Origin of the sequence: Pseudoroseomonas sp. WGS1072, from assembly GCF_049340465.1 — a bacterium.
Lineage (GTDB): Bacteria > Pseudomonadota > Alphaproteobacteria > Acetobacterales > Acetobacteraceae > Pseudoroseomonas.
Window position 1 is genome coordinate 1,071,708 of sequence record NZ_JBMPSU010000001.1, and the last position, 25,585, is coordinate 1,097,292.

Sequence of the window (25,585 nt, forward strand, 5' to 3'; positions counted from 1 at the left end):
ACGGATCCGCCTCCCCGGCGGCGCCGTCAAGGCGCGGCGCCGGGATCGTCCAGCCCGGGATCGTCCAGCACCGCCGGCATCGCCCCCTCGCCTGCGCCATCCCCGCCGAGTTCGGCGGCGCGGTTCTGCTGCCACAGGCTGCGCAGCCGGGCATAGGGGTCGAGCGAGCCTTCGCGCACCTCCCGCAGCGCCTCGATGTTGCGCTCGCGCTGATCGAGCCCCTCGGCGCCACCGCGCGCCAGGGTCCATTCCAGCGGCACCAGCCAGTTCAGCGGATTGGTCAGCACATCGCCCGCCTGCCCCACCGCGTCACGCGCGTTCGAGGGGCCGAGCAGCGGCAGCATCAGATAGGGTCCGTCGCCTATCCCCCAGCTGTGCAGGGTCTGCCCGAAATCGCCCTGGCGCCGCGGCAGGCCGAGCGGCGCCGCGACCTCGAACAGCCCCACCAGGCCCAGCGTGGAATTGAGGACGAAGCGCATCGCCGTGTGGCCGGCATCGGCGAGGCGCGCCTGCAGCAGCGTGTTCACGAAGACACGCGGCTCCTGCAGGTTTCCGAGCGCGTTGTGCACCGCCTGCCGGACCGGCGCCGGCGTGACGGCGCGGTAGCCCTCGGCCAGGGGTAGGATCGCCGCGCGGTCCACCGCCTCGTTGACCGCGAAGACCCGACGGTTCGTCGCCTCCAGCGGATCGCCCCCGGTGCCGCCGGCGGCGCAGGCGCCGAGGCCGAGCAGCAGCAGCGCGGCGCCGGCCCTCATGCGGCGGGCGGCCGGGCCAGCAGCGCCGGGCGGACGAAGAGGGTGACGAGCAGCTCCCAGCCGAGCGAGATCATCAGCAGCCGCCCCATGCTGGCGGTGCCGGGATGGCTCGACAGCCAGAGCGCGCCGAAGGCGACCGCCGTGGTGAGGGCGCTGAACACCACCGCCCGGGTCAGGCTCGATTGCAGCAGGTCGGTCTCGCCGGCGCGCCAGGCCATGACGAAATAGATGTTGAAGGCCACGCCCACGCCGAAGAGCAGCGGCAGGGCGATGATGTTGGCGAAGTTCAGCGGCAGGCCGAGCGCCGCGCAGGTGGCGAAGGTCAGCAGCCCGCTCAGCAGCACCGGCAGCATGGTCAGTGTCACGTCGCGCGCGCGCCGCAGCGCCAGCGCCAGCAGCGCCACCACCGCCAGGGCGGAGAAGAGCCCGGCCTGGAGGAAGGCCGTGACGATGCTGGCCCCCGCCTCGCGGATCGAGATCGGCACCCCCGTCGCATCCGGCGCGACGCGCTGGACCGCGTCGGAGAAGGCGATCAGCGCGGCATTGTCCTCCACCCCGGGCCGGGGGTGGGCCTCCACGCGGTAGCGCCCGTCGCGGGCGATCCAGTCGGCGGCCAGGGCGGGCGGCAGGCTTTCCACCGTCACCGGCCCCGCCTGCAGCAGGCCGCGGATCTGATCCAGCAGGAGGGGCAGCGGTCCGGCCACCGCCGCCTCCGCCCGCCCGCGCATCTCGGGCGTGGCCGCCGCCAGGCGCTCCAGCGCGGCGGCGAGGCGGCGCGCGGCCTCGCCCGCCTCGCCACTGGCCTCTCCCCGCCGCAAGGCCGCCGCGGCCGATTCCAGGCGCGCCCGCAGGGCCGCATCCGTCGCCGGCGGCACCGGCGGGGCCTCCAGCGCTGGCCCCAGGAACATCGCCGCATCCGCGATCAACGCCAGCTTCTCGTCCTGCCGCGCCGGCACGAAGTCGGCCAGCGTCAGGGTGCGGGACACCTCGGGCAGCCGCGCCAGCCGCTCGCCCAGCGCCCGGGCCTCGGCCAGCGAGGGGCGCAGGACGCTGATCGTGTTCGGCGTGCGGTCCGGGTCGGCTTCCAGGTCGCGCAGGGTCGCCATGGATTCTACCCGCTCGCTGCGCAGGTGCAGCGGGTTGAAATCGAAGCGCAGCAGGGGCAGCAGGGCGAGGGACAGCGCGGCGAGGGCCAGGGCCGCGCCCAGCACGCCACGGCGCCGGCGGCGCAGGAAGGCCTCGACCGGCGCCAGGCTGGCGAAGCCCGCCTCCGCCCGCCCGGCACGGCGCGGCCGCAGCAGCACCAGCAGGGCCGGCAGCAGGGTGATGCTGAGCGCGAAGGCGATCATCATGCCGAGACCGGCGATGAGGCCCAGCTCGGCCAGGCCGATGTAGCTGGTCGGCAGGAAGGCGAAGAAGCCGGCGCCGATGGCGGCCGCCGAGAGCAGCAGCGCGCGGCCCACGCCGCGCCCCGCCGCCGCCAGCGCCGCCTCGTCCCGGGCGTGGCCGAGCCGCTCGGCGCGGTAGCGGACGCTGAACTGGATGCTGAAATCGATCCCCAGCCCGACGAAGAGGGGGATGAAGGCGACCGAGATCAGGTTGAAGCGCCCCGCCGCCAGCAGGCCGAGCCCGGCGGTGATCACCAGCCCGAGCAGGGTGGTTCCCAGGATGGCGGCGGCGATGCGGATGGAGCGCACCGCCAGCCAGAGGATGCCGACCAGCGCCGCCAGCATGGTGCCGGTGAGCAGCCAGGCATCCTCGGCGAGGGTCGCGAACTCCTCGTCGGCCATCGGGACCGGGCCGGTCAGGCGCAGGCTCAGCCCGTGCGCGGCGTCGATGCCGAGGTCGCGCGCCGTGTCGCGGATCGCCGCCGTCGCCGCGGCGCCGGGCTGCAGCGCCGCATAGTCCAGCACCGGCTGCACCAGCAGCACCCGCCGCGTCTGGCGCGGGCCGGGCGGCGCTTGGTCGAGCAGGGCGCGCCAGGAGAAGAAGGCCGGCCGCCCCGCCAGCACCGACTCGAAGGCGGCGGCGAGGCGCCGGAGGAGCGGAAGCGCCGCCCCTTGCGGCATCCCGCCCTGCTGCAGGCCCTGGGCCAGCGTGGCGACCAGGCCGGCCACGCCGTGCAGCGTGGGGTCCGCCGCCAGCGGCCCGAGGAAGGGCTGGGCCCGGATCAGCCCCTGCATCGCCGCCTCGACCTCCGGCAGGGGCAGCAGCAGCACGCCGTTGCGGACGAAGAAGTCATCGCCCTCCGGATCGCGGACGCTGGCCAGCAGCGCGTTCCGCCGCAGGGCAGGCTCCAGCCGGCGCGCCGCCGCCTCCGCCAGCTCCGGCGTGGCGCCGTCGATCACCACGACGACGAGGTTCTGCAGCTGCGGGAAGGCGGCGGCATAGTCCAGCTCGCGCTGGCGCCAGTCGAGGTCGGTCGAGATCAGCTCGGCCGTGTCGGCGGTCAGCGCGAAATGCCGCGCGGCATAGGCGGCGGCCGCCAGGGCCAGCAGGACGGCGGCCAGGAGCACGAGCCACGGGTGCCGCGCGCTGGCGGCGACGACGCGGCCGATGCGCGAGGCCCGGGCGGGGCGGGAGTGCCTCAAGGCGGGAAAGCCTCAGCTGCGGATGCGATGCGCGGCGGGGCGCTCAGGCCCGCGCCGCCGCCTGATCCTCGCCCAGCGCCCGGAGTGCGGTCTCGACGATGTCGCGCGCGGCGAGGCCGACGCCCTCATACTGCTTCTTCGGGCTGTCATGATCGATGAAGGCATCCGGCAGGGCCATCGGCCGGATGCGCAGCCCGCCATCGAGCAGGCCGCGCCAGGCCAGGTGCTGCATCACCAGCGCCCCGAAGCCGCAGATGGAGCCTTCCTCGATGGTGATCAGCACCTCGTGCCCGCGCGCCAGGCGCTCGACCAGCACGGTGTCCAGCGGCTTGGCGAAGCGGGCATCGGCGACGGTGCAGGGCAGCCCGCGCGCGGCCAGATCCTCCGCCGCCCTCAGGCATTCCTGCAACCGCGCGCCATAGCTCAGGATGGCCAGCTTGCCGCCCTCGCGCAGCACGCGGCCACGGCCGATCTCCATCGGCGTGCCGCGCGCCGGCACCGGCTCCAGCCCGAAGCCCTCGCCGCGCGGGAAGCGCAGGGCGATCGGCCCCTCGTCGAAGGCGGCGGCGGTGGCGACCATGTGCGCCAGCTCCACCTCGTCGGCCGAGGCCATCAGCACCATCTGCGGGATGCAGCCGAGATAGGCGATGTCATAGGCCCCGGCATGGGTCGCGCCATCGGCGCCGACCAGCCCGGCGCGGTCGAGCGCGAAGCGCACCGGCAGGTTCTGCAGCGCCACGTCGTGCACCACCTGGTCGTAGGCGCGCTGCAGGAAGGTCGAGTAGATGGCGCAGAAGGGCTTCATGCCCTCCGTCGCCAGGCCGGCGGCGAAGGTGACGGCGTGCTGCTCGGCGATGCCGACATCGAAGGTGCGGCGCGGGAAGCGCTTCTCGAACAGGTCGAGCCCGGTGCCGGAGGGCATGGCGGCGGTGATCGCCAGGATGCGCTCGTCCGCCTCGGCCTCGGCGATCAGCGACTGCGCGAAGACCTTGGTATAGGTCGGTGGGCCGGGCGGCGCCTTGGCCTGGGTGCCGGTGACGACGTTGAACTTGGAGACGGCGTGGTACTTGTCGCTGGCCGCCTCGGCCGGGGCGTAGCCCTTGCCCTTCTGCGTCACCACGTGCAGCAGCACCGGCGCGCCCTCCTCCGCATCGCGCAGGTTGCGCAGCAGCGGCAGCAGGTGGTCCATGTTGTGCCCGTCGATCGGGCCGACATAGTAGAAGCCCATCTCCTCGAAGAGGGTGCCGCCGGTCAGCATGCCGCGGGCGAACTCGTCGGCGCGGCGGGCGGCGCGCTCGAGCGGCGCGGGGAAGCGGCGGGCCAGCTTGGCCATCACCTCGCGCAGGCTGAGGAAGGGGCGCGACGAGATCAGCCGCGACAGATAGGCGGACATGGCGCCGACCGGCGGCGCGATCGACATGTCGTTGTCGTTCAGCACCACGATCAGGCGGGACTTGATCGCCCCGGCATTGTTCATCGCCTCGTAGGCCATGCCGGCGCTCATGGCGCCGTCACCGATCACCGCGATGACGTGGCGGTCGTCGCGCTGGCCGCCCTTGCGCTTGAGGTCGCGCGCCACCGCCATGCCGAGGCCGGCGGAGATCGACGTCGAGGAATGCGCCGCGCCGAAGGGATCGTATTCGCTCTCGCTGCGGCGGGTGAAGCCGGAGAGGCCGCCGCCCTGGCGCAGGGTGCGGATGCGGTCGCGCCGCCCGGTCAGGATCTTGTGCGGATAGGCCTGGTGGCCGACATCCCAGAGCAGCCGGTCGCGCGGCGTGTCGAAGATGGCATGGATGGCGACCGTCAGCTCGACCACGCCGAGGCTGGCACCGAGATGGCCGCCCGTCTGGCTGACCGCGTGGATGGTCTCGGCGCGCAGCTCGTCGGCGACCTGGCGGAGCTGATCGGCCGAGAAGTTCTTCAGGTCCGCGGGCACCCGCACGCGGTCCAGCAGCGGCGTCTTCGGCGGCTGGTTCGCGGCGGGAGCGGCGGGGGAAGCCGGGGCTTTCGTCATCACGACCTCCGGGCGATGGTGTAGCTGGCCAGCGAGCGCAGGGAATCGGCGCGCTCGCCGAAGCTGTCGAGATGCGCCCGCGCCTGGTCGGCCAGGCGCTCGGCCTGGGCGCGGGCGCGGTCGAGGCCGAGCAGGCCGACCAGCGTCGCCTTGCCCGCCGCCGCGTCCTTGCCGGTGGCCTTGCCGGCCTCCTCGGCGCTGGCCGTCGCGTCCAGGATGTCGTCGGCGATCTGGAAGGCGGCGCCGAGCTCCCGCCCATAGGCGCAGAGGGCGTGCCGCTGCTGCGGCGGCGCCTTGCCGAGGATGGCCCCGGCCTCGGCCGAGACCTCGATCAGCTTGCCGGTCTTCAGCAGCTGCAGCCGGCCGATCGCGGCCTCGCTCGGTGGCTCCTGGCTCTCCTCGGCCAGCATGTCCAGCATCTGGCCGCCGCACATGCCGCGCGGGCCGGCGGCCTGGGCCAGGCGCAGGCAGAGCTCGGCGCGCACGGCGGGGTCGGAATGCGTGTCCTCATGCGCCAGCACGGCGAAGGCCTGCGCCTGCAGCGCGTCGCCGGCCAGGATGGCGGTGGCCTCGTCGAAGGCGCGGTGGGTGGTGGGCTTGCCGCGGCGCAGGTCGTCGTCGTCCATCGCCGGCAGGTCGTCATGCACCAGGGAATAGGCGTGCAGCATCTCGATGGCGGCGGCGACGCGCAGCGCCGAGGTGCGCGAGACGCCGAACTGCGCCGCCCCCTCCAGCACCAGGAAGCCGCGCATCCGTTTGCCGCCGCCGAGCGCGGCATAGCGCATGGCGGCATAGAGGCGGGCCTCCGCCCCCTCCTCGGCCGGTAGCAGCGTGTCCAGCGCGTGCTCGATCTCGGTGGCGGCGGCCTTCAGGAGCGCGGGCAGGCCGGCGGCGACATTGGGTGCGGAGAGACCGGAGGACATGGGCTCAGGCCATGTCGCGCAGGCTGGCGGCGCCGTTCGGCCCGGCGACGATGGCCTGCACCTTCTGCTCCGCCTCGGCCAGCCGGGCCTCGCAATGGCGGCGCAGGGCGGCGCCGCGCTCGTAATCGGCGATGGCTTCCTCCAGCCTCGCCTGACCGCCCTCCAACCGCTTCACGATGGCATCCAGCTCGGCCAGGGCGGCCTCGAAGGACAGGGAGGCGACCTCCGGCGGCTCAGACGACGTATCGGACATGGGGCAGGAACCTCGGGGTACTGGTGTCAGTCGTGCATCAACGCACGCAGGTGGCCGGCGGTGCAGGAGGCCAGCGCCGGCAGATCATAGCCGCCTTCGAGCGTCGAGACGACCCGCCCACCGGCATGGCGGTCGGCGAGGCGGCAGATTTCCCCGGTCAGCCAGGCGAAATCGGCCTCGCGGACGCGGAGTTGCGCCAGCGGATCGCGGGCATGGGCGTCGAAGCCGGCGGAGATCACGATCAGCCCGGGCCGGAAGGCGTCCACCGCCGGCAGCAGCCGTTCCGCCCAGGCGGCGCGGAAGGCGGCACCGTCCGAACCCGGCGCCAGCTCGGCGTTGAAGACGTTCCCCACGCCGCGTTCCCCCTCCGCGCCGCTGCCGGGATAGCAGGGGAACTGGTGGCTGGAGGCGAAGAGAATGCTGGGGTCCTCCGCCACCGCCGATTGCGTTCCATTGCCGTGATGCACGTCGAAATCCAGGATGGCGACGCGCTCCACACCATGCGCGGCCTGGGCGTGGCGGGCGGCGATGGCGGCATTGGCGAAGAGGCAGAAGCCCATCGGCCGGCGCGGCTCGGCATGGTGTCCGGGCGGCCGCACGGCGCAGAAGGCGCGCTTCACCTCGCCGCGGCAGACCGCGTCCACCGCCGCGATCCCGGCCCCGGCGGCGCGCAGCGCGGCCTCGGCGCTGCCAGCGCTCATGCCGGTGTCGCCGTCGAGGGGGACGATCTCCTCCCCGGCCGGCCGGATGGCCAGGATGGCGCGGATGTAGTCCTGCGGGTGAACCAGGCCGAGCTGGGCGGCGGTCGCGGGGGGCGCCTCCTCGCGGATCAGCCCGGCGAACTCCTCGGCCTCCAGCGCGGTCAGCACGGCGCGTAGCCGGTCCGCGCATTCCGGATGGTCGGGACCGTTGGAATGGTCCAGGCAGGCCCGATGGGTGACGAGCAGGAGGCTCATCCGGATGCCTTATCCTCCCGCTTGCGCAGCGTGAAGCGGTAGAGCCCGGCCGCCTCGCTGAAGGAGACCAGGGCATGGCCCGTCTCGCGGCTATAGGCCTGGAAATCCTTCACGCTGGCGGGGTCGGAGGCGAGCACCGTCAGCCGCGCCCCGGGCGGCAGGCCGCGCAGCACCTTGTTGGCCTTCAGCACCGGCAGGGGGCAGGTCAGGCCCTGCACGTCGAGGGTGGTTTCGCTCATGCCGGGACTGGACCACCGGAGCCGGGCGGAAGCAAGCGCCGCCGCGTGAAGTCCCGACGCCTCCGCCGGCCTTCAAATCCCTGTCAACGCCGCCCATCCTCCGGACACGGGATTCCTCCCCAGGCCGCCCGACCGGTGATAAGGCCGAAGGGATAGGCCGGCGGGGCAGTCCCGTGGCCGCAACGCGCCACGGAGGCCCTCAATGCTCCGCACCGTCAACCGCATCGGCAAGGATACCACGCTCTGCATGTCCCTGGCGGCGCGGCCGGGCAATTTCGGCACCCGCTTCCACAACCACCTCTACGCGGCGCTGGGACTCGACTACCTCTACAAGGCCTTCACCACCCGCGACCTGCCGGGGGCCATCGGCGGCATCCGGGCGCTCGGCATCCGCGGCTGCGCCGTGTCGATGCCCTTCAAGGAGGCCTGCATCCCCCTGCTGGACGCGCTGGCGCCCTCGGCGGCGGCGATCATGTCGGTCAACACCATCGTCAACACCGATGGCCACCTGGTCGGGCACAACACCGACTACGCGGCGGTGGCCGAGCTGCTGCAGCGGCACGGCGTGGCGCCGGAGACCCGCTTCGCGGCGCGCGGCAGCGGCGGCATGGCCAAGGCGGTGGTCTCGGCGCTGCGCGACAGCGGCTTCCGCCAGGGCACCGTCATCGCGCGGAACGCCGAGGCGGGGCGCGCCCTGGCGGAGGGCTGCGGCTATGACTGGCGGGCCGGGCCGGACGGGATGTCGGGGGAACCGGCGGAGATGCTGGTCAACATCACCCCCATCGGCATGCAGGGCGGCCCGGAGGCCGAAGGCCTGGCCTTCCCCGGGGAGGCCATCGCCGCCGCCCGCATCGTCTTCGACGTGGTGGCCCTGCCGCCCGAGACGCCGCTGATCCGCGCCGCCCGCGCGGCGGGCAAGGCGGTGATCACCGGCGCGGAGGTGATCGTGCTGCAGGCCCTGCGGCAGTTCGTGCTCTACACCGGCGTCACGCCGGAGGCGGAGCAGGTGGCGGCGGCGGCGGCCTATGCCCGGGCCGGCTGATCCGGTGGCGGGCGGGCCGCGCGCGGGCCACCGGCTCGGCATCGACCTCGGCGGCACCAAGACGGAGATCGTGGCGCTGGACCCGGGTGGCGCGGTCCGGCTGCGCCGCCGCATCGCCACGCCGCCGGATTATGGTGGCATCCTCGACGCCATCGCCGGGCTGGTGCGGGCGGCGGAGGCGGAGCTGGACCAGGGCGGCGCCAGCCTCGGCCTCGGCATCCCCGGCAGCCTCAGCCCGGCCACCGGCCTGGTGCGCAACGCCAACACGCAGTGCCTGAACGGCCGCGCCCTGGATCGCGACCTGGAGGCGCGGCTCGGCCGCCCGGTGCGGCTGTCGAACGACGCCAACTGCCTGGCGCTGAGCGAGGCCGCCGATGGCGCCGGGGCCGGGCACGCGGTGGTCTTCGCCGTCATCCTCGGCACCGGTGTCGGCGGCGGGGTGGTGGTGGGCGGGCGCCTGCTGGAAGGGCTCAACAGGGTCGGCGGTGAATGGGGCCACACCCCCCTGCCCTGGATGACGCCCGGCGAGTTCCCCGGACCGCGCTGCTGGTGCGGCCAGCAGGGCTGCCTGGAGACGCTGCTCTGCGGCCCCGCCCTCGCCGCCGACTGGAAGGGTGCCGGGGCGCGCGATGCCACCGGCATCGAGGCCGCCGCCGCCGCGGGCGATGCCGCCGCCGCAGCCGCGCTGGAGCGCTACGTGGGCCGGCTGGCGCGGAGCCTGGCCGCCGTGGTCAACCTGCTGGACCCCGAGGTCATCGTGCTGGGCGGCGGCCTGTCCGGCCTGTCGCGGCTCTATGCCGAGGTGCCGGCGCGGGCCGCCGCGCATGTCTTCGGCGATGTCGCGCGGATGCGGCTGGTCCCGGCGCGGCATGGCGATTCCTCCGGCGTCCTCGGCGCGGCGCGGCTCTGGGACGGGGCCGGCTGAGGCCGGCGGCCCGCCGGGCCGGGCGACGGCAGATTTCCTCTCGACAATTAAATGTACGATGACATGATGAGAGGAGCGCATTTTGAAGGAATCCTCCATGTCCATGAGCCCCCAGGAGATGGCGCAGCGGATCGGCAGCGGCCTGCTGTCCTTCCCGGTCACCCACTTCACGCCCGAGCTCGCCTTCGACGAGGCGCCCTACCGCGCGCATGTCGGCTGGATGCTCGGCCATGGCCCGGCCGGGCTCTTCGCCGCCGGGGGCACGGGCGAGTTCTTCAACCTCTCCCCGGGCGAGATCGCCACTGTGGTGAAGGCCGCCGTGAGCGAGGTGGGCGGCAAGGTTCCCGTCATCGCGCCGGCCGGCATGGGCACCGCCATCGCGCAGGAACTCGCCGCCTCGGCCGAGGCGGCCGGCGCGGACGGCCTGCTGCTGCTGCCGAACTATCTGGTGAATTCCGAGCAGGATGGTCTCGCCGCGCATGTCGAGGCGGTGTGCCGGAGCACCCGGCTCGGCGTCATCGTCTACAACCGCGACAATGCCATCCTGAACGAGGACACGCTGGCGCGGCTTTGCGAGCGCTGCCCGAACCTGGTCGGTTTCAAGGATGGTGTCGGCGACATCGAGTTGATGACGCGCATCTACGCCAGGATGGGCGAGCGGCTGACCTATGTCGGCGGCCTGCCCACCGCCGAGACCTTCGCCCTGCCCTATCTGGAGATGGGCGTGACCACCTATTCCTCGGCGATCTTCAACTTCGTGCCGGACTTCGCCAACGACTTCTACGCGGCGGTGCGGCGCAAGGACGCGGCGGCGGTGTATCAGGGCCTGCGCGACTTCGTGCTGCCCTACATCGCCCTGCGCAACCGGCGGAAGGGCTATGCCGTCTCCATCGTCAAGGCCGGCTGCGCCGCCGTGGGCCGCCCCGCCGGTCCCGTGCGCCCGCCGCTCACCGATCTCGACGCGGCGGAGATGGAGAAGCTGGAGGCGCTGATCGCCCGGCTGCCGAAGAGCCTGGCCCGCGCCGCCTGAGGCGGCTCCGGGGATGGCCCAAGGGGAAAGGCGCGGCCCTTCCCCTCGCGGCCGCCTTCGCCGACAGGATGGCCGGGGAGAGGCCCCGGCCCCCGCTCAGCCCTTCGCCGTCGCCACCGCCGCCTTCGCCGCCGTCAGCAGGATGCCGCTGTCGTTGGAGATGGTGACGAGCTTGAAGCCCATGCCGATCATCTTCCGGGCATAGGCCGCGGTGCCGTTGTGCAGGCCGACGGCGATGTTGCGCTTGCCGCACTCCTCCAGCACGCGCTCGTAGATCCTGAGGATCTCCGGCTCCTCGCGGTCCAGCCGCGGCGCCAGCCCGTAGGACAGGCCGAGGTCCGAGGGGCCGATATAGACGCCATCGACACCCGGCACGTCGAGGATCGCCGGGAGGTTGTCGATCGCCTCCTTGGTCTCGATCATCGGGATCACCGCGATGTCCTTGTTCGCGGTGTCGAAATAGGTGCCCGCCTCGCCATAGATCCCGGCGCGGATCGGGCCGAAGGAGCGCGTGCCCTCCGGCGGGTAGCGGCAGGAGGAGACCAGCTGGCGCGCCTGCTCCGGCGTGTTGACCATCGGGCAGATCACGCCCATGGCGCCGGCATCAAGGATCTTGCCGACGATGCCGGGCTCGTTCCATGGCACGCGGGCCATGGGCGTCACGCCGTGCGGCTGCATGCCCTGGAAGCAGCTCACGGCGGAGAGATAGTCCTGCACGCCGTGCTGCATGTCGACGGTGAGGCTGTCGAAGCCGGCCTGGGCCATGACCTCGGCGCTGTAGCCGTTGGGGATGGCCAGCCATCCGTTGACAAAGGCGCGGCCCTGCGCCCAGGCGTCCTTCAACTTGTTCGCCATGTTGGGATTCGTTTCCTTTCCGTTGTCTCACGCCGAGCGGAGAGGATCGACGCTAGGCCCCTCACCGGGAAGCGTCAACGCGGCGCCGGGCCGGCGGGCGCGAGACCGGTCAGGCCGGGGTTTCGCCGCTTTCCACCGCCCGCGCCGCCGCGTCCAGCAACGCCACCAGCCGCGCCACCTCGGTCTCCGGCAGCGCCCCCGACAACTCCCCCTGGGCCATGCGCAGGCGCAGCGCCAGGCGCAGGTTCTCCATGGCGCGCAGCAGCGGCGCCGGAGGTCCGCCGGCCCGGCGCGCGGCCAGCCGCTGGCGCAGCGCCGCCAGGGCCGCCGCCTCCGAGGACAGTTCGGCCCGGCCGGCCTCGGTCAGGGCATAGGTCTTGCGGCCCTCGGCCTCGGTCACGCTGGCCAGGCCCATCTCCTCCAGCAGGGTCAGCGTCGGATAGATCACGCCGGGGCTCGGGCTGTACTCGCCGCCGAACTGCGCCTCGATGGCGCGGATCACGTCATAGCCATGCCGGGGCTGCTCGGCGATCAGCGACAGCACCAGGAGGCGCAGCTCGCCCTGGTCGAAGCGCCGCCGCCGGCCGCCGCCGCCGCGATGCGGGCCGTGCATTCCCCTCGTCTCGCCGAAGGGGTGGTCGGGGCGCTGCCGGCGCGGCCGGTCGCCCGCGTCGTGTGACCGGCCATGGCCACGGCAGGGATGGAAGGAATGATGATGGCGGTGGGGCCTGTGGCGCCCCGGGATATGATCGCTCATGATACATCTAAGATATATCTAGATAGGAACTTCGCAAGAGGTCCCGCACGAAGCTCCACGCCCCCTGGCCGACCGCCCCGGCGGAGCGTAACCTGCCCCGCCATGTCCCCCACCACCGCGCCGCGCTGGCGCCTCGCTTCCGAGACCGGGCTTCTGAGGGAGGTGCTGGTCTGCCCGCCCGACTACTATCGCTGGGTGCCGACCAACAGCATCGTGCGCCGCACCCTGGCCGATGCGCGCCAGGCCCCGGCCCGCGCGCACCTCGCCGCCCAGCATGCCGAGCTGGTCGCGGCGCTGGAGCAGGGCGGCGCCACCGTGCACCGCCTGACGCCGGAACCGCACCTGCCCTACATGGTCTTCACGCGGGACAGCGTGGTGGTGACCCATCGCGGGCCGGTGCTCTGCCAGCTGGAACGGCCGCAGCGGCGCGGCGAATATGCCGGGCTGATCGACTTCCATGCCGCCCATGGCAGCGAGTTCTGGCGCAAGTCCAGCGCCGGCACGCTGGAGGGGGGCGACATCCACATCCTCCGCCCCGGCCTCGCCGTGATCGGCCATTCCGGCGGTCGCACCGACGAGGCGGGCGCGGAGCAGCTCGCCGGCTGGCTGCGCGCCGAGGGCTGGGAGGTGCGGCTCAAGCCCTTCGACGAGCACTTCCTGCACCTCGACGTGCTGTTCTGCATGGCCGCCCCCGGCCTCGCCGTCGCCTGCACCGAGGTGCTGGACGAGGACTTCCTCGCCTGGCTGCGCCGGCACGGCATCCGCTGCCTGCCCGTCTCCTATCGCGAGGCCATGCGGCTCGGCTGCAACATCGTGGCCCTCGGCGGCGGCCGCGTCGTCTCCTCACGCGACAGCACGGCGCTGAACGCCGCCCTGCGCGCCGAGGGGCTGACGGTGCTGGACCCCGAACTCTCGCTCTTCACCCTGGGCGGCGGCGGCCCCCATTGCCTGACCTGCCCGCTCTCGCGGGAGGAGGACACCCCATGACCATCGACACCCACCCCCTCGACACCGTCCTGGCCGCCGCGCGCGCCTTCCTCGGCGACCGCCTCTCGACCAATGCCTCGATCCGCGAGCAGCACAGCAAGGGCGAGGACGCCAACCCGCCGGTGCTGCCCGACGCGGTCGCCTTCGTGGAGACGACGGAGGAGGTCTCGCGCCTGCTGGCGCTGTGCAACGCGCATGGCGTGCCGGTCACGCCCTTCGGCGCCGGCACCAGCCTGGAGGGGCATGTCGTGCCCGTCCGCCGCGGCATCAGCCTCGATCTGTCGCGCATGACCGCCATCCTGGAGGTCAATCCGGAGGACATGGACTGCCTGGTGGAGCCCGGCGTCACCCGCCACCAGCTGAACGACCACCTGCGCGACCAGGGCCTGTTCTTCCCGGTCGATCCCGGCAGCCACTGCACGCTGGGCGGCATGGCCGCCACCCGCGCCTCGGGCACCAATGCCGTGCGCTACGGCACCATGCGCGAGGCGGTGATGGGCCTCGAGGTCGTGCTGGCCGATGGCCGCGTCATCCAGACCGGCGGGCGCACCCGCAAGGCCGCCAATGGCTACGACCTGACGCGGCTGTTCGTCGGCTCCGAGGGCACGCTCGGCGTGGTGACCAAGATCCGGCTGCGGCTGCAGGGCATTCCGGAGGCGACCACCGCCGCCGTCTGCCAGTTCGACAGCCTGGCCGCCGCGGTCGAGACCGTCATCATGACCATGCAGGCCGGCATCCCCGTCGCCCGCATCGAGCTGGCGGATGCCGACCAGATGCGGGCCTCCATCGCCTATTCCAGGCTGCCCTACGAGCCGCTGCCGACCCTGTTCCTGGAGTTCCACGGCAGCCCGGGCAGCGTGCGCGAGCAGGCCGGAGCGGTCGAGGCGCTGGCCAGCGAGATGGGCGGCAAGGGCTTCGCCTGGGCCGAGGATGCCGAGACGCGCAACCGGCTGTGGAAGGCGCGGCACGACGCCTGGTGGGCGGCCAACGCGCTCTGGCCCGGCTGCCGCGGCATCACCACCGATGTCTGCGTGCCGATCTCGAAGCTGGCCGAGGCCATCGTCAGCGCCAAGGAGGCGGCGGTGGCGGCGGAGCAGAACACCTGCATCGTCGGCCATGTCGGCGACGGCAACTTCCACTGCGTCATCCTCTTCCCCGCCGACGACCCGGAGGGGCTGGAGAAGGCCTGGGCGCTGGACCGGCGGATCGTCGCCCAGGGCCTGGCGCTGGGCGGCACCTGCTCGGGCGAGCATGGCATCGGCCTCGGCAAGCGCGAGTTCCTGGAGCAGGAGCACGGGCCGGAGGTGCTGGCGGTGATGCGGGGCCTGAAGGCCTCGCTCGACCCCCGCGGCATTCTCAATCCGGGCAAGCTGTTCCTGAACTGAGCCGGCAGCGGGCCGGCACCCGCCGCCGGCCCGCGCGAGATTAAATTCCGTACATCATATTATGCCGTTGGCGTGACCAACGGTGGATGACAGACGCGACCCTCTGCCGCCAGAATGCGGCTCGCCCGGCACCACAGAACCGCCGGCTCTGTCCAAGGGAGCAGCCGTCCACCGATGATCCGTCGTCAATTGCTGGCAGGAGGCAGTCTCCTCGGCGCCTCCGCTCTCGCCGCCCCGGCCATCGCCCAGCCGGCTCCGGAGATCCGCTGGCGGCTCGCCAGCAGTTTCCCCCGCTCGCTCGACACCATCTACGGCGCGGGCGAGCATGTGGCGAAGCGGGTCGCGGCCCTGACCGACAACAAGTTCCAGATCCGCGTCTTCCCGGCCGGCGAGCTGGTGCCCGGCCTGCAGGTCGCCGATGCGGTGCAGGGCGGGACGGTCGAGGCGGCGCACACCGCCTCCTACTACTTCGTCGGCAAGGACCCGACCTTCGCCTTCGACGCCACGGTGCCCTTCGGCCTCAACACCCGGCAGATGAACGCCTGGATGCATCAGGGCGGCGGACGCGAGGTGCTGAAGCCCTTCTTCGAGGGCTACAACATCGTCTCCATCCCGGCCGGCAACACCGGCGCGCAGATGGGCGGCTGGTTCCGCAAGGAGATCAAGACCGTCCAGGACCTGAACGGGCTGAAGATGCGCATCGCCGGCATCGCCGGCAACGTCATGCAGAAGCTCGGCGTGGTGCCGCAACAGATCGCCGGCGGCGACATCTATCCGGCGCTGGAGAAGGGCACGGTCGACGCCGCCGAATGGATCGGCCCCTATGACGACGAGAAGCTCGGCTTCAACCGCGTCGCCCCCTTCTACTACTATCCGGGCTGGTGGGAGGGCTGCCTGAACCTTTCCCTCTATGTCAGCAAGGCGAAGTACGAGGAGCTGCCGCCCCTCTACAGGGAGGCGCTGGAGAGCGCCTGCCGCGACGCGACGATCGAATCCATGACCAAGTACGACGTGCAGAACCCGGTGGCGCTGCGCCGCCTGATCGCCGCCGGCACCCAGCTGCGGCCTTTCCCGCGCGATGTCATGCAGGCCGCCTACAAGGCGGCCTTCGAGCTCTATGACGAGATCGCGCAGAAGAACGCCGACTTCAAGAAGGTCTATGACCACTGGAAAGCCTTCCGCGAGACCGAGTATGGCTGGTTCCGCGTGGCCGAGAACAGCTTCGACCAGTTCGTCTACGCCATGTACGGCCAGGAGGCGCAGCAGCGCCGCTGACCCGAACCTCCGGCCCGACGGCATGGCGCGCCGGGCCTTCCACCGGTAACCCGAGATAAGGAATCTTCCCCGCATGGCTGCCCTGCTTGGCTTCAGCCGGGCGATGGACCGGGTCAGCGCCGCCTTCGGCGTGATCGCCTCCTGGATGGTGCTGCTCTCCTGCGTGATCAGCGCCGGCAACGCGACCATTCGCTACGGCCTCAATTATTCCTCCAACGCCTGGCTGGAGGTGCAGTGGTATCTCTTCGCCGGTATCGTCATGCTCGGAGCCTCGGTCACGCTGCTGAAGAACGAGCATGTGCGGGTCGATCTGGTGTTCGGCAATCTCGGGACGCGCGCGCGGCTCTGGGTGGATGTGCTCGGCCTGATCTTCTTCCTGCTGCCGGCGATGAGCCTGCTGGCCTGGATGACCTGGCCCTTCTTCCTCGACAGCTGGCAGCGCATGGAGGAATCCTCTAACGCCGGCGGGCTGATCCGCTGGCCGGTGAAGCTGCTGTTGCCGGTCGGCTTTCTGCTTCTCAGCCTGCAGGGCGTCTCCGAGCTGATCAAGCGCATCGCCCTGCTGCGCGGCCTCCGCCCCGAGGGGGAGGTGGTGGTCGAGTACCATCGCCCCGAGCAGTGACCTTTCTCCGAGACGCGGACCCGCACCTGCCATGCTGACCCTCGAGATGATGCCGCCGCTGATGTTCGGCGGCCTTGTCGTATTCCTGCTGATCGGCTTCCCCGTGGCCTTCTCCCTGGCCGCCGTCGGGTTGTTCTTCGGCTTCCTCTCCATCGAGCTGGGCTTCTTCACCCCGGCCTATCTGGGCAACCTGCCCTTCCGGGTCTTCGGCATCATGTCGAACGACCTGTTGCTGGCGATCCCCTTCTTCACCCTGATGGGCGCCATTCTGGAACGCTGCGGCCTCGCCGAGGATCTGCTGGAGGGCACCGGCCAGCTCTTCGGCAAGATCCCGGGCGGCCTGGCCTATGCCGTCATCCTGGTGGGCGCGGTGCTCGGCGCCATCACCGGCACGGTCGCCGCCTCGGTCATCGCCATGGGCATGATCAGCCTGCCGATCATGATGCGCTATGGCTACGACATGCGCATCGCCACCGGCGTGATCGCGGCCTCCGGCACCATCACCCAGGTCATCCCGCCCTCGCTGGTGTTGATCATCCTGGGCGACCAGCTCGGCAAGAGCGTGGGCGACATGTATGCCGGCGCCATCGGCCCCTCGATCCTGCAGGTGCTGCTCTTCGTCGCCTTCATCTTCGCCACCGCGATCTTCCAGCCCCACAAGGTGCCGCCGCTGCCGCCCGAGGCGCTGGCGCCGCGCGGCTGGCCGCTCTACTGGCGCGTCCTCAAGGGCATGGTGCCCTCCGTCGTGCTGATCTTCCTGGTGCTGGGGACGATCTTCATGGGCCTGGCGACGCCGACCGAGGCCGGCGCCATGGGCGCGGTCGGCGCCGTCGCGCTCGCCGCCATCAACGGGCGCCTCACCTGGGCGCTGGTGCGCCAGGCGATGGACAACACCATGCGCATCACCTGCATGGTCATCTTCATCCTGGTCGGCTCCACCGTCTTCTCGCTGGTCTTCCAGGGCGTCGATGGCAGCCTGTGGATCGAGCACCTGCTCTCGCACCTGCCCGGCGGCCAGACCGGCTTCCTGATCTTCGTCAACATCTTCATCTTCTTCCTGGCCTTCTTCCTCGACTTCTTCGAGATCGCCTTCATCGTCGTGCCGCTGCTGGCGCCGGTGGCCGCCAAGCTCGACATCAACCTGGTCTGGTTCGGCGTGCTGCTCTGCGTGAACATGCAGACCAGCTTCATGCACCCACCCTTCGGCTTCGCGCTCTTCTACCTGCGCGGCATCGCGCCGAAGACGGTGAAGTCGAGCGACATCTACTGGGGTGCCATCCCCTGGGTGGGGCTGCAGCTCATCCTGGTCGCCATCGTCATCTTCTGGCCGGAGAGCGTGACCTACTGGCTGGACACCGGAACCGGCGTCGATCCCGCCTCAGTGCGCATCGAGGTGCCGATGCCGGACCTTCCGGCGGAGGACGCGCCGATCATCTTCAAGTAGCCGGCGGGCGGGAAGGCGCGTCCTCCCCTCCCGCCCCTCTCATCCCGGCAGCGGGCCGCCCTCGCCGGCGGCCCAGGCCGCCAGCCCGCTCCGGTCCTCGCGCGCCACGGCCAGGCCGAGCAGCGGCGCGAACTTGAAGCCGTGCCCCGAGAAGCCGCTCATCACCACCGCATGCAGCCCCAGCGGCGCGACGATGAAGCGCTCATCCCCCGTCACGTCGTAGTAGCAGGCGCGCGCGCCGAGCACGCGATAGGCCGCGGCCCCGGCCAGGCGCGGCCGGGCCAGGGCCAGGATGGCCTCGGCCTCCGCGGCGCCGGCCTCGCGCGCGTCCTCGGCATCGCCCTGGCGGGAGAAGCGATGGTCGCCGATCTTCAGCGGCGTGCCGGCCACCGGCGGCACCGCGTAGAAGCCGCCGGCCTCGGAGAGATCGAGCAGCATCGGCGCCGCGGCCCAGGCCGCCCGCCAGGCCGGCGGCGGCTCCAGATAGACCACGATCTGACGCGAGGGCACGACACGCCCGGCCAGGCCCGGCACGAGGCGCGGCGCCCAGGGGCCGGCGGCCAGCACCAGCAGGTCGGCCTGCCGCGTCGCGCCATCGGCGAGGCGGAGCGAGGCCCGGGCGGGATCCACCGCCACGGCGCGGCCCGGCTCGATCGCGACGCCGCGCCGCCGCAGGTGCCGCGCCAGCGCCGCGACGATGCGCCGGGCCAGCAGCACGCCGCCTGCCGCCATGTGGAAGGCCTCGCCACCCCCGGCCGGCCGCAGCATCGGGTAGCGGGCGGCGAGCTCGCCCGGCGCGAGATCCTCGAAGGCATGGCCGGCGGCGGCGAGGCCGGCGCGGCTCTCGGCCAGCCAGCCCTCCCCGGACTCGCCCAGCGCCAGCACGCCTGTCGGCACGTGGAGCACCTCGCCCAGATCGGCCCAGAGCAGGTCCCAGGCGGCATAGGCCTCGTCCACCATCCGCATGTAGCCGGCGGCGGCGCCATAGGCGTGGCGGATCAGGCGATGGTCGTCCACGCTGGCGCCGCGCGGATTGGGCACCGGGTCCTGCTCCACGAGCGCGACGGACCAGCCGGCCCGGGACAGGCCCCAGGCGGCGGAGAGGCCCATGATCCCGGCCCCGAGGACAAGCGCGCTTGGCATGGTGCGAGGATGGCGTGCCCGCGCCGGCGGAGCCAGCCTTTCCGCCGGGTCCCTGGAGCATCTTCCGATCGGGATCCGCCCTAGCCCGCCACGGCCAGGACGAGGCGGCCGGACAGCGCCTTGCCGGGCGCCAGCACCCGCATAGCGCCGAGCGGCGCCAGGGCCGGGCGGTTGACGACATCCGGCAGGTGGCTGACCGGCTCCAGGCAGAGCACGGGCGTCTCCGGCGGGGCGAAGAGCTGCAGGTTGCCCGCCCAGTCGCCGCTCGCCACGAGGCTCAGGGTCAGGTCGGGCCGCCGCAGCACCGCCGCGCCGCTCCAGCCGGCATAGTGGTCATCCTGGCCGAGCCAGGCCTCGGCGTCGCCCTCGAGGCCCGGGCAGGGCACGGCGCCGACCGGCAGCTTGCGGGGGCCCCGGAGCAGGCGGTGCGTGGCGGCGAAGCGCAGGCGGCAGCCCTCCGGCCGCAGGAACCAGGGATGCCAGCCGAAGCCCGCCGGGCAGGGCGCGGCGCCGAGATGGCGCAGCGTCAGGCGGAGATCGAGCCCGGCGGCGCCGAGGGCGATCTCCAGCCGGGCCGCGTAGTCGAAGGGCGGATGCACCAGCCGCTGGGCCAGCACGGCACGCTCCGGCGCCGCCGCCTCGACCTGCCAGGGCGCCGCGCGGCCAAGGCCGTGCAGCGCGTTGCCCTCCCGCGGGTGCGTGAGGGGAAAGCGGTGGACCACGCCCCGCCAGCGGAGACACCCGCCATCCAGCCGGTTGGTCCAGGGCAGCATCCAGAAGGCGCCGGCCCTGTCGCGGTTCGGATCGCCGCCGTCGAGCGGCCGCAGCACCGCTCGCCCCTCATGGGCGAGGCTGGCGAAGGCGGCACCCCGATCAGGCAGAATCTCCGCCTCCCAGCCGCCGCCCCGCAGCGCCAGCACGGCGTCAGTCGAGCGCGAAGGGATCGCGCGGGCTCGGGCTCTCGCGGCTGTAGGCGCTGGCGCAATAGGCGCCGCCCTGGTAGCGCTCGGTGACCGGATCGCCCGAGACCTTGCCCTCCATCTGGCCGCGGAAATCCTCGGCCGTGTCCTGCGGCGCCCAGCCGATGCGCTCGCGCTGGTCCTGGCCCCAGAAGGTGGCGGGATTGTCGCTCGCGCCCCAGACCACGGCGTGGCCGATCCTCGGCGCCTCGATGAAGGCGGCGCACAGCCGGGCGAGGTCGGCATAGGACAGCCAGGTGGACAGCATGCGGGCATCGACCGGCTCGGGGAAGGAGCTGCCGATGCGGACGTTGAGGTTCTCCACCCCGTGCTTGTCCCAGTAGAGACGCCCCATCAGCTCGGCATAGGCCTTGGACAGGCCGTAGAAGCTGTCGGGGCGGAAGGCGCAGTCGGCATCGAGCTTCGGCTCGCCCGGGCCCGGCCGCTCATGGAAGCCGATCGCATGGTTCGAGGAGGCTAAGAGCACGCGCGCGCCCTCGCGCCGCGCCGCCTCGTAGATGTGGTAGATGCCGCGGATGTTCGGGTCCAGCACCTCCTCGAAGGGCCGGTCCACCGAGATGCCGCCGAAATGCAGGATGGCGCCGCAGCCATCCGCCAGGTGCTGCATGGCGACGGCATCGCCCAGGTCGGCGGTGGTGAACTCGGCGCCTTCCGGCAGGTCGCCGGGGAAGGGCTTGATGTCGGTCAGCCGCAGCCGGTAGCCGCGCGCGGCCAGTTCCCGCGCCAGCATGCTGCCGAGGTTGCCGGAGGCTCCGGTGACGAGGACGGGCTTGGCTGCGGGCATGATGCACTCCTGGACGGCGATTCGCGGCACGAGTATCCGGCGGAACCGGCCTCAGTGGAACAGGCGCGGCAGCCAGAGCGAGACGGCGGGGACATAGGTCACCACCAGCAGCACGGCGAAGGCGGCGCCGTAGAAGGGCAGGCTGGTCCTGGTCGCGTCCCACATCGAGACCTTGCCGACGGCGCAGGCGACGAAGAGCACCGGCCCCACGGGCGGCGTGATCAGCCCGATGCCGAGGTTGAGGATCAGCACCACGCCGAACTGCACCGGGTCCATGCCGAGCTTCATCACCACCGGCAGGAAGATCGGCGTGCCGATCATGATCAGCGGCGCCATGTCCATGAAGGTGCCGAGCAGGAGAAGGATGATGTTGATCAGCAGCAGCAGCAGCAGCGGATTGTCGGTGATGCCCTCCATCAGCGTGACGGTCATCGCCGGCACCTGAAGCAGCGCCATCAGCCAGCCGAAGGCGCCGGCGCAGCCGATGATCAGCAGCACCATGCCGGTGGTGCGCGCGCCGCCCAGCACGGCATGGATGAAGCCCATCCAGCCCAGGCTGCGATAGACCAGGAGCGTGACCAGCAGCGCATAGATCACGGCGACGACGGCGCTCTCGGTCGCGGTGAAGATGCCGCTGCGCACACCCATGAAGATGATGACGATCAGCATCAGGCCCGGCAGCGCCGCCGCCAGCAGCCGCGCCAGCACCCACCAGCCGGGGAAGCGCTCGCGCGGATAGCCGCGCTTCACGGCCACCGCCCAGGCGGTGAACATCAGCGCCACCATCAGCAGCATGCCGGGGATGATGCCGGCGGTGAAGAGGTCCGCCACGCTGATCGCGCCGCCGGCGGCGATGACATAGAGGATCATGTTGTGGCTGGGCGGGATCAGCAGGTCGATCAGCGCCGCATTGGCGGTGACGTTCACCGCATAGTCCGGCGCGTAGCCGCGCGCGCGCATCTGCGGGATCATCACGCCGCCGACGGCCGAGGCATCCGCGACCGCCGAGCCGGAGACGCCGCCGAAGAGCGTCGCCGCCACCACATTGACCTGCCCGAGCCCGCCCCGCATGTGGCCGACCATGGCGGCGGCCAGCGCCACCAGCCGGTCGGCGATCTGGCCGCGCAGCATCAGGTCGCCGGCGAAGACGAAGAAGGGGATGGCCAGCATCGAGAAGACGTTCATGCCCGAATAGAGCTGCTGGAACACCACGACGGCGGGCAGGTCCATATAGAGCACGGTGACGAAGGCACTGGCGCCCAGGGCGAAGGCGACCGGCGTGCCGATCAGCAGCAGCAGCACGAAGCTGCCGAGCAGGACAGTAATCTCCATGATTCCGCGCTCCTCAGGCGTCGCTGACCAGGGGCACGACCATCGCTTCCGAGGGCGCCTCCCCGCCGGCCAGATGCGCCGCCAGCCGTTCCATCCCGAAGAGGCCGATCAGCAGGCCGCCGAAGACCAGCGGCAGATATTCGACCGAGCCCGGCAGGTCGAGGCCGGGCAGCACCGCGTCCCAGACGCCGAGCGCGAGATCGCCGCCGAACCAGGCCATGCCCAGTCCGAACAGCGTCACCACCATGTCCGACAGCACGTCGCAGACCTTGGCGAGAGGCCTGGGCAGCAGTGCCTTCAGGGTGTCGAAGCCCATGTGGAAGCCTTCCCGCACGCCGGCCGCGGCGGCGCCCAGGATGACCCAGCCCATCAGCAGCAGGGCCAGCGGCTCGGCCCAGGAGGGCGTGTCGTTCAGCACGAAGCGGCCGAAGACGCCCCAGGCGACGACGACGGTCATCAGCACCAGGCAGAGGCCGGCGATGCCGAGGCAGGCCGTGCAGAGCCGCTCGAGCAGCAGGTTCAGGCCGCGCGCCACGGCCATTCAGGCGGTTTCCCGGATGCGCTGCACCAGCGACTTCATCTGCGCGTCCCGCACGAACTGGTCGTAGACCGGCTGCATGGCCTTCTCGAACAGCGCCTTGTCGACCTCGTTGATCCGCGAGCCGCCCTCGACCACCGCCTGCCGCGCCGTCTCGGTCCTGGCCTGCCAGAGCCGGCGCATCTCGGGAACGCTGTCCTTCGCCGCCTCGCGCAGGATGGTCTGCAGGTCCTTCGGCAGCTTGTCGTAGCTGCGCTTGGAGACGACGAGGATCTCGGGCGACATGGAATGCTCGGTGGCGGAGTAGTACTTCGCCACCTCGTAGTGCCGATGCGAGTGATAGGTGGGATAGTTGTTCTCGGCCGCGTCCACCACGCCGGTCTGCAGCGCCGAATAGACCTCGCCGGTCGGCAGCGGCGTGGGATTGCCGCCGAGGGCGCGGATCATCGCCAGCCACATGTCGGAAGGCTGCACGCGGACCTTGAGGCCCTTCATGTCGGCCGGCGTGTTCACCGGGCGGCTGCGGATGTACATGCTGCGCGCGCCGCTGTCGTAGCAGCAGAGGGTGATCATGCCGTGCCGCTCCGTGCCGGCCGAGATCTCCTGGCCGAGCGGGCCGTCCACCACCTGATGCATGTGCGCCTCGTCCCGGAACAGGAAGGGCAGGCCCGGGATGACGGTGGCGGGCACCAGGTTGGTCAGCGTGGCGAAGTTGGTGCGGTTCATGTCGATCACGCCGAAGCGCGTCTGCTCCAGCGTGTCCTTCTCCTCGCCGAGCTGGCGGGAATGGAAGACCTGGACCCGCAGGCGGCCGCCGGAACGCTCCTCCGCCAGGCGCGACAGGGCCTTCACGCCCTCCACCGTCGGGTAGCCGTCCGGATGGACGTCGGCCGAGCGGAGGGTGATGGTCTGGGCGCTGGCCTGGAAGCCGATCAGGGCGGGGGCCGAAAGGGCGGCGGCACCCAGCAGCGCCCGGCGGGGCAGCATGAGCTTGCTCATCGTGAACGTTCCCTGTTAGCCTGAATTTTTGTATGACGTTCGGTCATCATATGACTGATGACAGGCGTTGCAGGCGCAGGGTGAAACCACGCGACGCGGCCTGTCAATAGTTTCCACGGCCCTTGCCGCCGCCCGCCTGACGCCGCAGCATCCCCGCCGCCTTGCCTTCAGGAGACCGCCCGTCATGCCCGAGCCCGCCACCCTCTGCGCCGCCGCCGAAGAGCTGGCCCGGGGCCGCCTTTCCGCCGTGACGATGGCCGAGGCGGCGCTGGCCCGCATCGCCGATCCCGCCGGGGAGGGCGCCCGGGCTTTCGTCGCCGTGCAGGCGGAGCAGGCCCTGGTCACCGCCCGCGCCATGGATGCCCTGCGCGCCGCCGGCCGGGCCCCCTCACCCTGGGCCGGCATCCCGATCTCCATCAAGGATCTGTTCGACCAGGCGGGCGTGCCGAACCGCGCCGGCTCGACGGCGCTGGCCGACGCCCCGCCGGCGCGTCGCACCGCCCCCGCCGTGGCACGGCTCGAACGCGCCGGCTTCGTCGTGCTTGGCCGCACCAACATGGTCGAATTCGCCTTCAGTGGCCTGGGCGTGAACCCGCATCACGGCACCCCGCTCTCGCCCTTCGACCGCGCCACGGGGCGCCTCCCCGGCGGCTCCTCCTCCGGTGCCGCCGTGGCGGTCGCGGATGGCATGGGGCTGGCCGGCCTCGGCTCGGACACGGGCGGTTCCTGCCGCCTTCCGGCAGCGCTGTGCGGCGTCGTCGGCTACAAGCCGACCGCCCACCGCGTGCCGCGCGAGGGGGCCTTCCCGCTCTCCCCCACCCTCGACAGCATCGGCCCGCTGGCCCGCAGCGCCGCCTGCTGCGCCGTGCTGCATGCCCTGATGGCCGGAGAGGAGGCAGAGGCCCAGCCCGTGCCGCGGCCCGTGGCCAGCCTGAACCTGGCCATCCCCGACGGCACCTATCTCTTCGAGTCGCTGGAACCCGCCGTGGCCGCTGCCTTCGACCGCGCCGTGGCGCGGCTGGAAGCGGCGGGCGCGCGGATCACGCGGATCGCCCTGCCGGAACTCGCCGAGATTCCCCAGGCCAACGCGACCGGCGGCTTCGTCGCCACCGAGGCCTATGCCGTGCACCGGTCGCTGATGCGGCAGGCGGGTGGGCGATACGATCCGCGCATCCTGGCCCGCATCCAGCGCGGCGGGGGCATGAGCGCGGCCGACTACCTGGCCCTCCGGGAGGACCGCGCCCGCATCATGGCCGCCACCGCCGCCCGCACCGCCGCCTATGACGCGCTGCTCTGCCCCACCACGGCGCTGACGCCGCCGCCGGTCTCCGCCGTGGCCGACGAGATGGAGTACCACCGCATCAACATGCTCCTGCTGCGCAACACCTCGGCCTTCAACTTCCTGGACCGCTGCAGCATCAGCCTGCCCTGCCACGCACCGGGCGAGGCGCCGGTCGGGCTGATGCTGACCGGCGCACGGGACGGCGACCGGGCGCTGTTCGAGACCGCCATGGCCGCCGAGGAGGCGCTTCGCGCGGTGACGGCCGCCTGACTTTGTGGATTGAGGGCTTCCCCTGAGCGGCGGCTGTCGCTAAACAGGGGCCCTGGCGAGGACCCGTAGCTCAGCTGGATAGAGCGTTGCCCTCCGAAGGCAAAGGCCGATGGTTCGAATCCATTCGGGTCCGCCATGTTTTCAATAACTTAGCCGCTTAGACAGTCTTCTCGGTAAGGCTGGTGTCACCACAGAGTCACCAGC

At 71.9% G+C, this 25,585-nt stretch carries 24 protein-coding genes and 1 tRNA gene; 10 read left to right on the forward strand and 15 right to left on the reverse strand.

Features of this window, described 5'->3' with window-relative positions; genetic code table 11:
- Positions 1 to 26 precede the first annotated feature (26 nt).
- From ACF3NH_RS05140 to ACF3NH_RS05170, 7 genes are read right to left on the reverse strand one after another with little or no spacing between them, the layout of a single operon-like run.
- Positions 27 to 755: an MlaA family lipoprotein gene (locus ACF3NH_RS05140; protein WP_422922079.1), complete on the reverse strand. Its 729-nt coding sequence runs from the start codon at positions 753 to 755 to the stop codon at positions 27 to 29.
- The gene (locus ACF3NH_RS05145; RefSeq protein ID WP_422922080.1) at positions 752 to 3,346 is read right to left on the reverse strand and encodes an MMPL family transporter; all 2,595 of its coding nucleotides are present in this window, start codon (positions 3,344 to 3,346) and stop codon (positions 752 to 754) included. Before ACF3NH_RS05145 ends, ACF3NH_RS05140 begins: the two co-directional genes overlap by 4 nt.
- A 43-nt stretch (positions 3,347 to 3,389) precedes the next feature.
- Positions 3,390 to 5,360: a 1-deoxy-D-xylulose-5-phosphate synthase gene (dxs, locus tag ACF3NH_RS05150; RefSeq protein WP_422922081.1), complete on the reverse strand. Its 1,971-nt coding sequence runs from the start codon at positions 5,358 to 5,360 to the stop codon at positions 3,390 to 3,392.
- On the reverse strand, positions 5,360 to 6,283 hold the full coding sequence (locus ACF3NH_RS05155; RefSeq protein ID WP_422922083.1) for a polyprenyl synthetase family protein: 924 nt from the start codon (positions 6,281 to 6,283) through the stop codon (positions 5,360 to 5,362). Before ACF3NH_RS05155 ends, dxs begins: the two co-directional genes overlap by 1 nt.
- Positions 6,284 to 6,287: 4 nt before the next feature.
- Positions 6,288 to 6,536: an exodeoxyribonuclease VII small subunit gene (locus ACF3NH_RS05160; protein WP_198367616.1), complete on the reverse strand. Its 249-nt coding sequence runs from the start codon at positions 6,534 to 6,536 to the stop codon at positions 6,288 to 6,290.
- 26 nt (positions 6,537 to 6,562) lie between these two features.
- Positions 6,563 to 7,492, reverse strand: coding sequence for a histone deacetylase family protein (locus tag ACF3NH_RS05165; protein WP_422922084.1), 930 nt, complete (start codon positions 7,490 to 7,492; stop codon positions 6,563 to 6,565).
- Positions 7,489 to 7,731: a sulfurtransferase TusA family protein gene (locus ACF3NH_RS05170; RefSeq protein ID WP_198367618.1), complete on the reverse strand. Its 243-nt coding sequence runs from the start codon at positions 7,729 to 7,731 to the stop codon at positions 7,489 to 7,491. The genes ACF3NH_RS05165 and ACF3NH_RS05170 overlap by 4 nt, the downstream gene beginning before the upstream one ends.
- 202 nt (positions 7,732 to 7,933) lie before the next feature.
- On the opposite strand from ACF3NH_RS05170, the gene ACF3NH_RS05175 reads away from it, so the two are divergent.
- The 3 genes from ACF3NH_RS05175 (at position 7,934) to kdgD (ending at position 10,728) form a co-directional block, all read left to right on the forward strand.
- Positions 7,934 to 8,773, forward strand: coding sequence for a shikimate 5-dehydrogenase (locus ACF3NH_RS05175; RefSeq protein WP_422922085.1), 840 nt, complete (start codon positions 7,934 to 7,936; stop codon positions 8,771 to 8,773).
- Positions 8,757 to 9,698, forward strand: a complete 942-nt coding sequence (locus tag ACF3NH_RS05180) for an ROK family protein (protein ID WP_422922086.1) — start codon at positions 8,757 to 8,759, stop codon at positions 9,696 to 9,698. Before ACF3NH_RS05175 ends, ACF3NH_RS05180 begins: the two co-directional genes overlap by 17 nt.
- 97 nt (positions 9,699 to 9,795) lie before the next feature.
- Complete coding sequence (kdgD, locus tag ACF3NH_RS05185) at positions 9,796 to 10,728, forward strand: 5-dehydro-4-deoxyglucarate dehydratase (protein ID WP_198367621.1); 933 nt, start codon at positions 9,796 to 9,798, stop codon at positions 10,726 to 10,728.
- A gap of 96 nt (positions 10,729 to 10,824) precedes the next feature.
- On the opposite strand, the gene ACF3NH_RS05190 is transcribed toward kdgD, so the two are convergent.
- Positions 10,825 to 11,583, reverse strand: a complete 759-nt coding sequence (locus ACF3NH_RS05190) for an HpcH/HpaI aldolase family protein (RefSeq protein ID WP_422922087.1) — start codon at positions 11,581 to 11,583, stop codon at positions 10,825 to 10,827.
- Between the two features lie 109 nt (positions 11,584 to 11,692).
- On the reverse strand, positions 11,693 to 12,196 hold the full coding sequence (locus ACF3NH_RS05195) for a PadR family transcriptional regulator (protein WP_232477323.1): 504 nt from the start codon (positions 12,194 to 12,196) through the stop codon (positions 11,693 to 11,695).
- A gap of 246 nt (positions 12,197 to 12,442) precedes the next feature.
- Between ACF3NH_RS05195 and ACF3NH_RS05200 the strand changes: the two genes are divergently transcribed.
- From ACF3NH_RS05200 to ACF3NH_RS05220, 5 genes are all read left to right on the forward strand, one after another.
- The gene (locus ACF3NH_RS05200) at positions 12,443 to 13,327 is read left to right on the forward strand and encodes a dimethylarginine dimethylaminohydrolase family protein (RefSeq protein ID WP_422922088.1); all 885 of its coding nucleotides are present in this window, start codon (positions 12,443 to 12,445) and stop codon (positions 13,325 to 13,327) included.
- Complete coding sequence (locus tag ACF3NH_RS05205) at positions 13,324 to 14,712, forward strand: FAD-binding oxidoreductase (RefSeq protein WP_198367624.1); 1,389 nt, start codon at positions 13,324 to 13,326, stop codon at positions 14,710 to 14,712. The genes ACF3NH_RS05200 and ACF3NH_RS05205 overlap by 4 nt, the downstream gene beginning before the upstream one ends.
- 174 nt (positions 14,713 to 14,886) lie before the next feature.
- Positions 14,887 to 15,987: a TRAP transporter substrate-binding protein gene (locus ACF3NH_RS05210; RefSeq protein WP_198367625.1), complete on the forward strand. Its 1,101-nt coding sequence runs from the start codon at positions 14,887 to 14,889 to the stop codon at positions 15,985 to 15,987.
- Between the two features lie 73 nt (positions 15,988 to 16,060).
- On the forward strand, positions 16,061 to 16,609 hold the full coding sequence (locus tag ACF3NH_RS05215) for a TRAP transporter small permease subunit (protein ID WP_422922089.1): 549 nt from the start codon (positions 16,061 to 16,063) through the stop codon (positions 16,607 to 16,609).
- A 31-nt stretch (positions 16,610 to 16,640) separates the two neighbouring features.
- Complete coding sequence (locus ACF3NH_RS05220; RefSeq protein ID WP_198367627.1) at positions 16,641 to 18,053, forward strand: TRAP transporter large permease; 1,413 nt, start codon at positions 16,641 to 16,643, stop codon at positions 18,051 to 18,053.
- Positions 18,054 to 18,092: 39 nt separating this feature from the next.
- Here ACF3NH_RS05220 and ACF3NH_RS05225 read toward each other — a convergent pair whose 3' ends face one another.
- The 6 genes from ACF3NH_RS05225 to ACF3NH_RS05250 all read right to left on the reverse strand — a co-directional run bounded on the left by ACF3NH_RS05225 (position 18,093) and on the right by ACF3NH_RS05250 (position 23,829).
- A complete protein-coding gene (locus ACF3NH_RS05225; RefSeq protein ID WP_422922090.1) occupies positions 18,093 to 19,196 on the reverse strand; it encodes an FAD-dependent oxidoreductase in 1,104 nt (367 codons plus the stop codon).
- An 80-nt stretch (positions 19,197 to 19,276) separates the two neighbouring features.
- Positions 19,277 to 20,116 carry an aldose epimerase family protein gene (locus ACF3NH_RS05230; RefSeq protein ID WP_422922091.1) on the reverse strand — a complete coding sequence of 280 codons (840 nt, stop codon included), beginning with the start codon at positions 20,114 to 20,116 and terminating at the stop codon, positions 19,277 to 19,279.
- A gap of 4 nt (positions 20,117 to 20,120) precedes the next feature.
- Complete coding sequence (locus ACF3NH_RS05235; RefSeq protein ID WP_422922093.1) at positions 20,121 to 20,960, reverse strand: NAD-dependent epimerase/dehydratase family protein; 840 nt, start codon at positions 20,958 to 20,960, stop codon at positions 20,121 to 20,123.
- A gap of 51 nt (positions 20,961 to 21,011) precedes the next feature.
- Complete coding sequence (locus tag ACF3NH_RS05240; protein WP_422922094.1) at positions 21,012 to 22,292, reverse strand: TRAP transporter large permease; 1,281 nt, start codon at positions 22,290 to 22,292, stop codon at positions 21,012 to 21,014.
- Between the two features lie 13 nt (positions 22,293 to 22,305).
- The gene (locus tag ACF3NH_RS05245) at positions 22,306 to 22,833 is read right to left on the reverse strand and encodes a TRAP transporter small permease (protein ID WP_422922095.1); all 528 of its coding nucleotides are present in this window, start codon (positions 22,831 to 22,833) and stop codon (positions 22,306 to 22,308) included.
- Positions 22,834 to 23,829, reverse strand: coding sequence for a TRAP transporter substrate-binding protein (locus tag ACF3NH_RS05250; RefSeq protein WP_232477326.1), 996 nt, complete (start codon positions 23,827 to 23,829; stop codon positions 22,834 to 22,836).
- 184 nt (positions 23,830 to 24,013) lie between these two features.
- Here ACF3NH_RS05250 and ACF3NH_RS05255 point away from each other — a divergent pair, with 184 nt between their 5' ends.
- Positions 24,014 to 25,381 (forward strand): amidase, encoded by a 1,368-nt coding sequence (locus ACF3NH_RS05255; protein WP_422922096.1) that lies wholly within the window; start codon positions 24,014 to 24,016, stop codon positions 25,379 to 25,381.
- Positions 25,382 to 25,440: 59 nt separating this feature from the next.
- Positions 25,441 to 25,517, forward strand: a tRNA-Arg gene (locus ACF3NH_RS05260).
- Positions 25,518 to 25,585 lie beyond the last annotated feature (68 nt).

Bases quoted from the DNA above. Each gene is read 5' to 3' on its own strand.
- ACF3NH_RS05195 (WP_232477323.1), bottom strand. From the start codon at position 12,196: ATGCACGGCCCGCATCGCGGCGGCGGCGGCCGGCGGCGGCGCTTCGAC.
- ACF3NH_RS05160 (WP_198367616.1), bottom strand. From the start codon at position 6,536: ATGTCCGATACGTCGTCTGAGCCGCCGGAGGTCGCCTCCCTGTCCTTC.
- ACF3NH_RS05205 (WP_198367624.1), top strand. From the start codon at position 13,324: ATGACCATCGACACCCACCCCCTCGACACCGTCCTGGCCGCCGCGCGC.
- ACF3NH_RS05155 (WP_422922083.1), bottom strand. From the start codon at position 6,283: ATGTCCTCCGGTCTCTCCGCACCCAATGTCGCCGCCGGCCTGCCCGCG.
- ACF3NH_RS05200 (WP_422922088.1), top strand. From the start codon at position 12,443: ATGTCCCCCACCACCGCGCCGCGCTGGCGCCTCGCTTCCGAGACCGGG.
- ACF3NH_RS05255 (WP_422922096.1), top strand. From the start codon at position 24,014: ATGCCCGAGCCCGCCACCCTCTGCGCCGCCGCCGAAGAGCTGGCCCGG.
- ACF3NH_RS05215 (WP_422922089.1), top strand. From the start codon at position 16,061: ATGGCTGCCCTGCTTGGCTTCAGCCGGGCGATGGACCGGGTCAGCGCC.
- ACF3NH_RS05165 (WP_422922084.1), bottom strand. From the start codon at position 7,492: ATGAGCCTCCTGCTCGTCACCCATCGGGCCTGCCTGGACCATTCCAAC.
- ACF3NH_RS05170 (WP_198367618.1), bottom strand. From the start codon at position 7,731: ATGAGCGAAACCACCCTCGACGTGCAGGGCCTGACCTGCCCCCTGCCG.
- ACF3NH_RS05240 (WP_422922094.1), bottom strand. From the start codon at position 22,292: ATGGAGATTACTGTCCTGCTCGGCAGCTTCGTGCTGCTGCTGCTGATC.
- kdgD (WP_198367621.1), top strand. From the start codon at position 9,796: ATGTCCATGAGCCCCCAGGAGATGGCGCAGCGGATCGGCAGCGGCCTG.
- ACF3NH_RS05235 (WP_422922093.1), bottom strand. From the start codon at position 20,960: ATGCCCGCAGCCAAGCCCGTCCTCGTCACCGGAGCCTCCGGCAACCTC.
- ACF3NH_RS05220 (WP_198367627.1), top strand. From the start codon at position 16,641: ATGCTGACCCTCGAGATGATGCCGCCGCTGATGTTCGGCGGCCTTGTC.
- ACF3NH_RS05190 (WP_422922087.1), bottom strand. From the start codon at position 11,583: ATGGCGAACAAGTTGAAGGACGCCTGGGCGCAGGGCCGCGCCTTTGTC.
- ACF3NH_RS05140 (WP_422922079.1), bottom strand. From the start codon at position 755: ATGAGGGCCGGCGCCGCGCTGCTGCTGCTCGGCCTCGGCGCCTGCGCC.
- ACF3NH_RS05210 (WP_198367625.1), top strand. From the start codon at position 14,887: ATGATCCGTCGTCAATTGCTGGCAGGAGGCAGTCTCCTCGGCGCCTCC.
- dxs (WP_422922081.1), bottom strand. From the start codon at position 5,360: ATGACGAAAGCCCCGGCTTCCCCCGCCGCTCCCGCCGCGAACCAGCCG.
- ACF3NH_RS05225 (WP_422922090.1), bottom strand. From the start codon at position 19,196: ATGCCAAGCGCGCTTGTCCTCGGGGCCGGGATCATGGGCCTCTCCGCC.
- ACF3NH_RS05245 (WP_422922095.1), bottom strand. From the start codon at position 22,833: ATGGCCGTGGCGCGCGGCCTGAACCTGCTGCTCGAGCGGCTCTGCACG.
- ACF3NH_RS05180 (WP_422922086.1), top strand. From the start codon at position 8,757: ATGCCCGGGCCGGCTGATCCGGTGGCGGGCGGGCCGCGCGCGGGCCAC.
- ACF3NH_RS05250 (WP_232477326.1), bottom strand. From the start codon at position 23,829: ATGAGCAAGCTCATGCTGCCCCGCCGGGCGCTGCTGGGTGCCGCCGCC.
- ACF3NH_RS05175 (WP_422922085.1), top strand. From the start codon at position 7,934: ATGCTCCGCACCGTCAACCGCATCGGCAAGGATACCACGCTCTGCATG.